Source organism: Actinocrinis sp. (assembly GCF_035605935.1).
Lineage (GTDB): Bacteria > Actinomycetota > Actinomycetes > Streptomycetales > Catenulisporaceae > Actinocrinis.
The window spans coordinates 1-9909 of the sequence record NZ_DATNGK010000224.1 but is presented as its reverse complement, the minus strand read 5'-3'; the positions used below and the strand labels follow the sequence as shown (position 1 = coordinate 9909).

General features: G+C 68.2%; 7 protein-coding genes and 1 pseudogene. 1 reads left to right on the top strand and 7 read right to left on the bottom strand.

The features are described from left to right. The 7 genes and pseudogenes from VN779_RS18100 to VN779_RS18070 form a co-directional block, all read right to left on the bottom strand. Positions 1-193, bottom strand: a pseudogene (locus tag VN779_RS18100) (glycosyltransferase family 2 protein); the annotation flags it as partial. Continuing rightward, positions 190-969 carry a CDP-alcohol phosphatidyltransferase family protein gene (locus VN779_RS18095; RefSeq protein ID WP_325724842.1) on the bottom strand — a complete coding sequence of 260 codons (780 nt, stop codon included), beginning with the start codon at positions 967-969 and terminating at the stop codon, positions 190-192. The pseudogene VN779_RS18100 and the gene VN779_RS18095, both read right to left, overlap by 4 nt. Next, positions 947-2041, bottom strand: coding sequence for an iron-containing alcohol dehydrogenase family protein (locus tag VN779_RS18090; RefSeq protein ID WP_325724841.1), 1095 nt, complete (start codon positions 2039-2041; stop codon positions 947-949). Before VN779_RS18090 ends, VN779_RS18095 begins: the two co-directional genes overlap by 23 nt. Continuing rightward, the gene (locus VN779_RS18085; protein WP_325724840.1) at positions 2041-2778 is read right to left on the bottom strand and encodes a phosphocholine cytidylyltransferase family protein; all 738 of its coding nucleotides are present in this window, start codon (positions 2776-2778) and stop codon (positions 2041-2043) included. Before VN779_RS18085 ends, VN779_RS18090 begins: the two co-directional genes overlap by 1 nt. A 45-nt stretch (positions 2779-2823) precedes the next feature. Then, complete coding sequence (gene galE / locus VN779_RS18080; protein WP_325724839.1) at positions 2824-3792, bottom strand: UDP-glucose 4-epimerase GalE; 969 nt, start codon at positions 3790-3792, stop codon at positions 2824-2826. A gap of 144 nt (positions 3793-3936) precedes the next feature. Continuing rightward, entirely contained in the window at positions 3937-5106 is a 1170-nt protein-coding gene (locus tag VN779_RS18075; RefSeq protein ID WP_325724838.1) for a glycosyltransferase, read from the bottom strand. Next, complete coding sequence (locus VN779_RS18070; RefSeq protein WP_325724836.1) at positions 5103-8045, bottom strand: bifunctional glycosyltransferase/CDP-glycerol:glycerophosphate glycerophosphotransferase; 2943 nt, start codon at positions 8043-8045, stop codon at positions 5103-5105. The genes VN779_RS18075 and VN779_RS18070 overlap by 4 nt, the downstream gene beginning before the upstream one ends. 192 nt (positions 8046-8237) lie before the next feature. Here VN779_RS18070 and VN779_RS18065 point away from each other — a divergent pair. After that, positions 8238-9909, top strand: a 1672-nt coding sequence (locus tag VN779_RS18065) for a DUF5941 domain-containing protein (protein ID WP_325724834.1), incomplete at its 3' end; no start/stop codon positions are given.

The window sequence follows — 9909 nt, the reverse complement described above, 5'->3', positions numbered from 1 at the left end:
CCGGGATGCCGAGGTTCTCCGGCAGGTCCACGGTGCGCGCGCCGCCGAGGTCAGGCAACTGCGAGGCTTCGACCCCGTTGCCGACCACGACGACCTCGATCGGGTCGCCCTGCTGCTTGGCGACGGTGCGGATCAGGTCGGCCAGCTCAGCCGGGCGGTTGCCCATGGTGAGGATGACGGCGGCGAGTCTCATCCCTTGAGCCTGCTCGACATGACGATGGAGACGAAGTGGAGGAAGACCATGGCCAGCGCGATTCCGGCCAGGATGGCGACGGCCAGCCGGGTGTAGAACAGGCCGCTGGCCCCTCCCCCGGTGGCCGCGTCGAGGACGCCGGCGAGCAGGACCAGCAGCGAGGTCTCGATGACGACGATCAGCCGGTGCACCTTGAAGGCGGAGGCGAGGAGCCGTGCTTTGGCGACCTTGGCGGAGCGGGGCACGGACGCGCTCTCGGCGACGGCGGTCAGGCCGGAGCGGGCCCGCGCCACGTCGACCAGATCGGTTTCCGATTTCACGATGAGCACCCCGACCGCGGCGGCGAGGCCGAGTACCGTCCACGGCCCGCTGTGCAGGTGGTCGGCGCGGAAACCGAGGCCGATCAGGAAAGCCGCCTCGACGCCGTAGGCGCCGATCCGGTCAAGGTAGACCCCGATGATCGAGGTCTGCTTGCGCCAGCGGGCCAATTCGCCGTCCACGCAGTCAAGCAACAGGTAGACCTGGATGAGCAGCGCGCCGAGCAGCGCGCCAACGATGCCCGGGATGAGGAGCACGGCTCCGGCGGCCATCCCGGCCACGATCATCAGATAGGTATAGCCGTTCGCTGAGATGGGCGAATTGACGAGGAGTCGGGTGACGCGCAGTGAGATCCAGCGCATATAGAGCCGCCCGGCCCAGTGCTCGCCGCTGCGCCGCTGCATCTTCTCCGGCGGCTGGACGACGAGTCGCAGCTCATCGAGCGTAGGTGTCGACATAGTCCTTCACCGCGTCACGCAGTTTCGCTTCGGTCAGGTCGAGGTGTTCCAGGATCGTGTAGCGTCCGGGCCTGGTCCGCGGCGCGTACGTTACCGCTTCCACGAACGCGGGGGCATCAATGCCCAGATCGGCGGGAATGGCAGCCAATCCGTGGCGCCGTAACGCATCCACGAGCTGCCCCGTCCGCTCCGCATCCCCGCGCAGGTAAGACGCAAAGGCCGCGCCGAGGCCGACCTGTTCGCCGTGCTGGCCGTACTTGCCCGGGAACAGCAGCACGAGCGCGTGTGAGATTTCGTGGCAGGCCCCTGAACTCGGCCGGCTGTTTCCCGCGACGGACATGGCCAGGCCGGAGAGGACCAGCGCTTCGGCCAGCACGGCGAGGAAGGCGGGATCCTCGATGCTGCCCGGCTGGTGCAGTACTGCCTCGGCGGCGGTGCGGGCCATCGCGGCGGCGAGGCCGTCCACGGGTTCGCCGGTCACGTCGTGGGAGAGTTCCCAGTCGGCGAGGGCGGAGAGGTTGGACAGCGCCTCGCCGATTCCCGCTCGCACGAAGGCACTCGGGGCGTCGCGCACGAGATCGAGGTCCACGACGATGCCGATCGGGCCGGGCACGCCGTAGGAGCCGCGGCCGGCGTCGTTGTCGAGGGTGGAGACCGGTGAGCAGATGCCGTCGTGCGCGAGATTGGTCGCGACCGCGACCATGGGCAGGCCGAGTCTGGCCGCCGCGTACTTGGTGACGTCGATCACGCGCCCGCCACCCAAGCCGACAATCGTGTCGTAGGACCCGAGCCCGTGCCCTCCGCCGGATCCGGCAGAGGCGCGGATGCGGTCGGCGACGTCCACGGCGTCATCCAGCGTGCCGCCACGGATCGGGAACCAGCCTGCGTCGGCCGGCAGGTACTCGCGCAGCCGCTCGCGCAATTCGCTGCCCGAGCCTTCACTGATCACGATGGCCAGCCGACCCGAGGTGGAGATGCGCTGATCGGCGAGGATCGCGGGCAGCTCGCGGGCAGCCCCGGCACCGATCCGCACCGCCGCGGGACCCGGGATCAGCCGAGTCAGGACGGCCACTAGCCTCGCCCTACGATGCTGCGCGCCTTGGCCAGGTCCTCGTGGTTGTCGATCTCGACCCAGTCGACCTCGCCGATCGGCTGTACGTCCACCCGGAAGCCGCGGTCGACCAACTCTTGGTAGCCGTCCTCGTAGTACAGCTGCGGGTCGCGCTCGAAGGTCGCCTTCAGCGCGTCAGCCAGTTCGGCGCCGGCCTCCGGCTCGATGAGCGTGACGCCGATGTACTCGCCGGTGGCCTCGGTCGGCTCCATGAGCTTGGTGATGCGGCGCACACCGTCCTCGGCCGACCAGATCACCTTCATCTCCTCGTCGGCCAGCTTCTTGACCGTGTCCAGGGCCAGGATGATCCGCCGCTCCTCGCCACGCGCGCCAAGCAGCGTGCGCTCGACGGAGGGCGGGTGCACGGTGTCGCCGTTGGCCAGGATCACGCCTTCGCTGAGCAGGTCCCGTGCGCACCAGAGCGAGTAAGCGTTGTTCCACTCCTCGGCCTTGTCGTTGTGCACAAGATGCAGCGTTACGCCGTACGCGGCTTCAAGCGCCGCCTTGCGCTCATGCACAGCTTCAGCGCGGTAACCGATCACCACTGCCGCGTCAGTGAGGCCGACCTCGGCGAAGTTGGCGAGCGTCAGGTCCATCACCGTGCGATCACCATCCACGGGCACCAACGCTTTGGGCAGTGTGTCCGTATATGGGCGCAGTCTACGACCCGCCCCGGCGGCGAGGATAAGCCCGATCATGGTTCCTGTTCCGCGTTATTCGATGTAGCTAGCGACTAGTGCGTGCTATGCATCATGGCGCATGCGCCAGCCGGCCCACGCGGAGGCCACCATATCCGCGATGTCGTGCTGCGCGGACCACCCGAGCTCAGCCTTGATGCGGTCGGCCGAGGCGATCGAACGCGCGCCGTCGCCGGGACGCCGCGGCGCGATCTCGGGAACCAGGTCACTGCCGGCGTGCTCGAGGATACGGTCGACCAACTCGCGGACTGAGACGCCTTCGCCGCGGCCGATGTTGAGCGTGAGCGCGGCGTGCTCGTCCTGCGTCAGGCGGCGAGCGGCGGCGACGTGCGCGCTGGCGATGTCGCTGACGTGGATGTAATCGCGGATCGTGGTGCCGTCCGGGGTGTCGTAGTCGTCGCCGAAGATCCGCGGCGGCAGCCCGGCCTCGATGCGCTGGAAGACCATGGGCACGATGTTCAGCGCGGTCGGATCGCCGAGTTCGGGTGACGCGGCGCCGGCCACGTTGAAGTAGCGCAGATTGGCGTAAGCGAGGGCGTGCGCGGCGGCGACATCCCGGATCAGCCACTCGCCGACAAGCTTGGTCTCGCCGTAGGGCGACTGGGGTTCGCACGGCGTGTCCTCGGTGATCAGCGGCACGTCGGGCGAGCCGTAGACGGCCGCCGAGGAGGAGAAGACCAGCCGCCGCACTCCGGCCTCGACGATGGCCTCGAGCAGGGTGCGCAAGCCGTCGACGTTCTCCTCGTAGTACCAGAGCGGTTTCTCGACCGACTCGCCGACCTGCTTCTTCGCCGCGATGTGCACGACGCCGCTGATCTGGTGCTCGGCGAGCACGCGGTCAACAGTCGCGCGGTCTCGCACCGAGCCGATCTCCAGCGGGACGCCGTCGGGCACTCGGCTCTTGTCTCCGGTGGACAGGTCGTCGAGGACGACCACGCGGGCACCGTCAGCGAGCAGAGCCCGCACCACGTGCGAACCGATGAATCCGGCGCCTCCGGTTACCAGCCATGTCATGGTCTCGACCCTATCCGAGCGGCCGCGACCGTTCGGCGATGATCGCGTAATACGTCGGTGACAGATCTGTCTCGCCCAGCCGGACCAGCGGCTGGTCAACGCCCAGCCTGCGGGGAGTGTCAGTCCTTTTCGTGAGCGGCTGATTTAACGTAAGACGAGGGTGATCATCCGCTCCCAGCGGTCCACGATTCGGTCCGGTGCGTAGGCGGCAACGCTTTCCAGCGCGGCCTTACCCATCGTCGCGCGCTCCCCCGCGTCGTCCATGAGACGGCCGAGGGCGGCGGCGAGGGCTTCGGTATTACCGGGCGGCGCCAGCAGTCCGTTCACGCCGTCGTGGACGAGTTCGCGGACACCGGGGGCGCAGTCGAAGGCCACACAGGGCAGCGCGCAAGCCATCGCTTCGAGCAGCGACATGGGGAAGCCTTCGGCGCGCGAGCCGCTCGCGAAAATCGAGCCCTCGACGAGCGCGGCCGCGATATCGCCGGTCTGGCCGGCGAAGTCGACGCTGGAATCCAGACCGAGGGTCCGCGCCTGTTCGAAGATTCCCTCTTGATCTGGGCCCGAGCCGTAGATGCGCAGGGTCCAACCGGGCCTGGTGAGGACCGCGTCGTGCCAGGCGTCCAGGAGGAGGTCGAAGCCTTTTTCCTGGGAGAGGCGCCCCGCCGCGACGACAACGCGGGCGGCCGGGTCGGCGCCGCCGAGAGCGGGGATCGGCAGCGGGTTCGGGATCGCGGCGGCATTGTTCATCCCGGCGCGGGTCCACTCATGCGCGTCCGCGTCGGTGAGGGAGACGAAGCGGGCGGCGGTGCGATACAGCTTGCGGACGCGTCGGCCGCGGCTCGACGCGTTAGCTGCCGCGTACGACTCGTGGCTCATCGCGATGATCGGCACGCCGCGCGGCGTAGCCTGGGCGACCCATTCCATCGCGTGCACCTGGGCGCAGATGACGACGACGTCTGCGGGGTCTGATGCGGCGGCGATGAGCGCGCGCAGGCGAGCGGCGCCGCTGCGCTGCACGGCTTGCCAGCGCTTGTATCGGGCATAGGCGAGCGGGTTGGCGATACGGGAGAGCAGCGCGGGTTTAGGCTTGCCGCCGTACAGGTCCGCGTGGATGACTGAAGCCTGATATGCCGGTTCGAGCCGTTCGCCGTCCGGACCGGTGGTGGTCAGTTCGTGCGGCTGCCGAACGGCGAAGACGCCGACGAGGCGCACGTTGTGCCCGCGTTCCGCGAGCAGCTCACCGACCCGGTGCGCCCAGCGCTGCACGCCGCCGAGTTCGTGGATCGTGTTGCAGACGATGAAGACGTCTGTCATCGCGCGCCGCCTTTGCCGCCGAAAAACCGCGCGACGACCTGATCGGCGGCGGTGCCGGTCTCGTATTCGCCGAATTCGTGTGCGAAATGCTTGCGGGCCTCGGAGTAGGGATCAGGGGCGCTGCCGTCTTGGGCGGCGAAGGCGGCGATCGCGGTGAAGAGTTCCTCCTGAGTAGTGGCGAACGGTCCGGGCGCCCGCTGCGCGAGATCGAAGTAGGTGCCGCGATCGTGCGCGTATGTTGCCGCGTCGGGCGCGAAGAACAGCAGCGGCCGGTCGAGCAGCGCGTAGTCGAACATCACGGAGGAGTAGTCGGTGAGCAGTCCGTCAGAAGCCAGCATCAGTTCCGTGACGTCAGGGTACGTCGACACGTCGCGGATCGCGTCGCCGGCCTCCTGCGGGACCTGCACGGTGTTGAGGTAGTGCGCGCGGACGAGGAGGAACACCTGGTCGCCGAAGCGGTGGGCGAACTCGGCAAAGTCGAATCCGGGAGCGAACGCGCCGGTGGTGTTCCGGAAGGTCGGCGCGTACAGCAGAACCCTGCGGTCGGTCGGAATGTCGAGCTTCTCGCGCAGTTGTGCGGCGCGCGCATCCCGGTCGGCGGCGAGGAGCGCGTCGTTGCGCGGGTAGCCGACGCGAAGCGGCTCGGCGCGTAGTTGGAAGGCTTCGAGCAGGGTCCTGACGTCGTACTCGGAGCGGACCAGGAAGTGATCGAACCGGCGCACCGCCTTGACCAGCTTCTTGCGGTCAGCGGCCAGCATCGCGCGGACCTGCGGCGTGTTCATGCCCATTCGCTTGAGCGCGGTGCCGTGCCACGTCTGAATGTACGTGGTGCCGCGCCGCTTGCCGATCCACTGCGGGAAGCCCTGGTTGTCGATCCAGAACTCGGCGCGGGCCAGGGCACGAAGATAGGCCCAGGAGTTGCGTTTGACGAGGGTGGCTTCTTTGGGGAAACCGGCCGTGGTGTTGGCGTAGGACCAGAAGACCTTGCCGCGGTGATTGGAGCGGCGCAACGCCTCGTAGATGTACTTGGGACTGTCGCTGTAAGAGCCGCCCATGTGCGACTCGAAGACGACCGAGCCGCGACGCACCGGCAGTCGAGTCAGCACTCGTGCATACAGTTCGCGCTTGATCCGCGGGTCGTTGACGATCTGCGCTCGCTTGTAGAGGCGCTGGGCGATGCGGAGAATTCGTGCGCTGCGCTGGCTCGCCCCGGACTGGGTGAAGGGAGCGGTGACGGCACGCGCGATCGGGTTGCGGGCGGTCAGGTTCAGCGTGAAGAGGCCGCGGTGGTTGATGCCCGCGACCCACGTGTCGCCGGCGGCGCGCGTAAGCAGGGGGCGGGCCGGAAGGGTGAGGGGCGCGCCGTGATCGTCCACTGCCGCGCTGGGCAACTTCAGCGCCGTGACCTTCGACTCCGTCGTGCCGAGCGCCCCGGCGGTCAAGCGCAGCCGGACCTCCCAGACCTGATCGACGATGCCGACCGGCTTGACGGTCTTGGTGGGGTTGAGTTCGACGGACCAGCGGATGCGGTTGCCTTCGTGCCTGACGTCCTTGGCCTTGACCCGGTACTTGCGGATCGCGCGGGCGACCGGCCGGAATTCGAAGGCCGCGGACAGCTCGGCGTCGGGTGGCACCCGGTCGAGCGGATTGACCGTCTCGCCTTCGATGCGAATCCGGCCGTTGCCGAGGGTACGCAGCCCGGTCAGGCGCGAAGCGAGGTTTGTCCGGCTGAACGGGACACGCGACCATCCGAGCCCTGTCACGTCGAGCGCGGCGCGGCCGGCCTGCGAGTCGAGATGCGCGTCACACCAGTACACCTGGCCGTCACGCTCGGCGAGATCGGAGGTGATCCTGGTGCGCTCCAACGCTTTCGCGCTCTCGCGAGTGCGGTCGAGCAGGTGCTCGCAGACCGTGACCAGGTTCGGCCAGTCGTCCTCGATCAGCAGGTACGCGCCTGCGACAGCGACCCGGTGCGGACAGCGGTCGAACGCTTCAGAGCGCAGAGTACGCAGATAATCGCGGAACATGGCGGTGAACTCGGCGACGTACCCAGGCTCCTGATAGGGCAGGTCGCGCAGGTAGAGGACGAGGTCGTGCTCGATGAACTTGGCGTCCTTGGCGATCTTCACCTCGGGATCGCCGCCGGCCCCGAGCCAGCCGGTGATCGCCTCGTCGATCATCCGATGGATCGCGATCCGGTCACGCACATTGGAGATCTCGTCGCGCCGGTTGGAGATGGACTTCTGCGCCGCCCGGACGATGACGTTCCAGTGGTACACGGTCTGCGGGATCAGCACCATGCGACGGGCCGCGAGGTAAGCCTTCGCCGAGAAAAGCAGGTCCTCGTAGTGAAAGCCGACCGGGAAGCGCAGCGCGTGCTCGTTCAGGAAGGAACGCCGGTAGCACTTGTTGGTGGAGAGTGTGTCGCGCAAGAGATCAGGCATCTGCGACACGCCGTCGACGACGCGGCGTTCGGCGTAGATCTCGGGCCACCACGGCACATTCTCGGTTAGCCCGGAGCGGTTGTGGTGCACGCGCACGCACACGCCGGAGACCAAGTCCGCGTCGTGCTCCTCCGCTGCCTCAAGCATGTTGAGGCAGGCGTGCATGTCCAGCGTGTCATCGGAGTCCAGGAACATCACGTAGGTGCCGAGGGCGGCCTCGATCCCGGCGTTGCGGGGAGCGGAGCAACCGCCGCTGTTCTGCTCAAGCCGCAGGTATCGCACCCTCGGGTGCTCAGCGGCTAGGCGCGCGGCGACCTGCGGTGTCGAGTCGGTCGAGCAGTCGTCGACAACGATGATTTCGACGTTACGCAGGGTCTGCCGCAGGACGGAGTCGACGGCTGTGGGCAGTCGGGCCGCGTCGTTGTACACGATGACGACCACGCTGATGTCCGGGGCCACAGCGGCCACATCCGACGCGGAAGTCTCACTCGGCACGACGCGTCCTCACTACTTGCTCGGTCTCGACCCCCGCACCGGTCGCCCATCACGCCCGACGATCGCTGCACGATGGTAGCCGAACACGGTGAGGGACTACGGTTGCCGGGACTATGGTTGCCGCCGGGCCGGTGGTAGTGAACGGCCAGTGAGTATGAGCGGGCCAATGAGTGTGAAGAGGAAGGCCGCCGAGTGCGCATTCCCACGATCGCGGTGCTTACCGGACCCCAGCCAGTGGATGGGGACGGGCTGCTGCGCGCGGAGTTGTCCGCCCTAGGGGCGACTGTCGTGGACGCGGACGGTCCAGCGGCGGCGGCGCGGGCGGTCGCCAGCGCCTCGACAGTCGGCCGGGTGGCGTTGGTGGACCGGCGGCTGATCGCGCACCGGCACGCGCTGCGGTTGGCGATCGAAGACCCGCGCTGGGCGGCCGCGCACTCGACCGGCGTGCTCACGGTGTCCGGCCAGGCGCGCGAGCTGCTGGCGACTCAGCTGCGGACGCTGCCCGACCTCACGGCGCACCGCGTCGCGGGCGGATCTCCGGCGGCGAAGCTCACGGCTCCGCGTCCGCTGGTCCCGGACGTGTTGGCCACCCAGTTGGCGCACTCGCTGCCGATCCACGAAGTGGTCCTGCCGCCCGGTCTGATCGCGACGCTGGTCGATGCGCCTCTTTCCGCCCGGAAGGACGCGTACGACCGGGTGGCGCACATCGACGGCGAGGCGATCCGGCTGCGCAAGGCGGTGAAGGGCGACGACGGCCTATTCGCGACGATTTTCGTGTCGTCGTACTCGCGGTTCCTTGCCCGCTGGTGCGCGAGTCGCGGGCTGAGCCCCAATCTGGTCACGACGCTGTCGCTGCTGGTCGCCATCGTGGGCGCGATCACGGCGGCGACCGGCACGAGGGCCGGGTACATCGTCGCGGCGGTGGCGCTGTACATCTCCTTCGTCCTGGACTGCACCGACGGACAGTTGGCCCGCTACGCGCTGAACTTCTCCCGCGTCGGCTCCTGGCTCGACGCGACGTTTGACCGCGCGAAGGAATACGCCGTCTACGCGGGTCTGGCGTTCGGCTCGGCGCACAACGGCGACAACGTGTGGTTGCTGGCGGCGCTCGCTATGGCACTGCAAACGGTGCGGCACCACGTGGACTTCGCCTTCCATGAAGGGCAGCGTGGCGGCGGCGCGAACGACGGCAATACGCAGCCGCTGCCGACGGTGGCGGCGGAGAACAAGAACCTGAGCTACTGGGCCCGCAAGATCATCGTGCTGCCGATCGGCGAACGCTGGGCGCTGATCGCGTTGCTCACCGCGCTGACCAAGCCGCGCACGACGTTCACGGTGCTGCTTATCTGGGGTCTGATCGCCGCCGCCTACACGACGGCCGGCCGCGTCCAGCGCTCGCTCAGCCCGCAATCCGCGCCGCGCACCAGCGAAGCGACCGATGCGCTTTACTCGATGTCTGACATCCTCGCCCGGCCGCTGGCCGAGGCCCGCAGGCTCGGCTCGAAGCTGGGCTGGCTGGTCCCGCCGGTGTACCACGCGTTCGAATACGCCCTCGCGATCGCGCTGGCGGCGGAAGTCCACGGCGCGATGCCGGTCGCGTTTCTGTACCTCGCGGCCGTGATCTACCACCACTACGACATCGTGTACCGCATCCGTGCATCGGCGAGCGTACCCAGATGGCTGACAGTCGCGGGCGGCCTCGGGTTCGAGGGCCGCGTCGTGATCCTTGTGCTCGCGAGTTTCATCCCGACAAAGCCGGCACACCACGGACTCACGTACGCGTTCGTCGCGCTCTCGGTATACCTCTGGGCGCTCTTCCTCGCCGAATCAGTGCACTTCTGGTTGCGCCCGACCGCGACCGCCC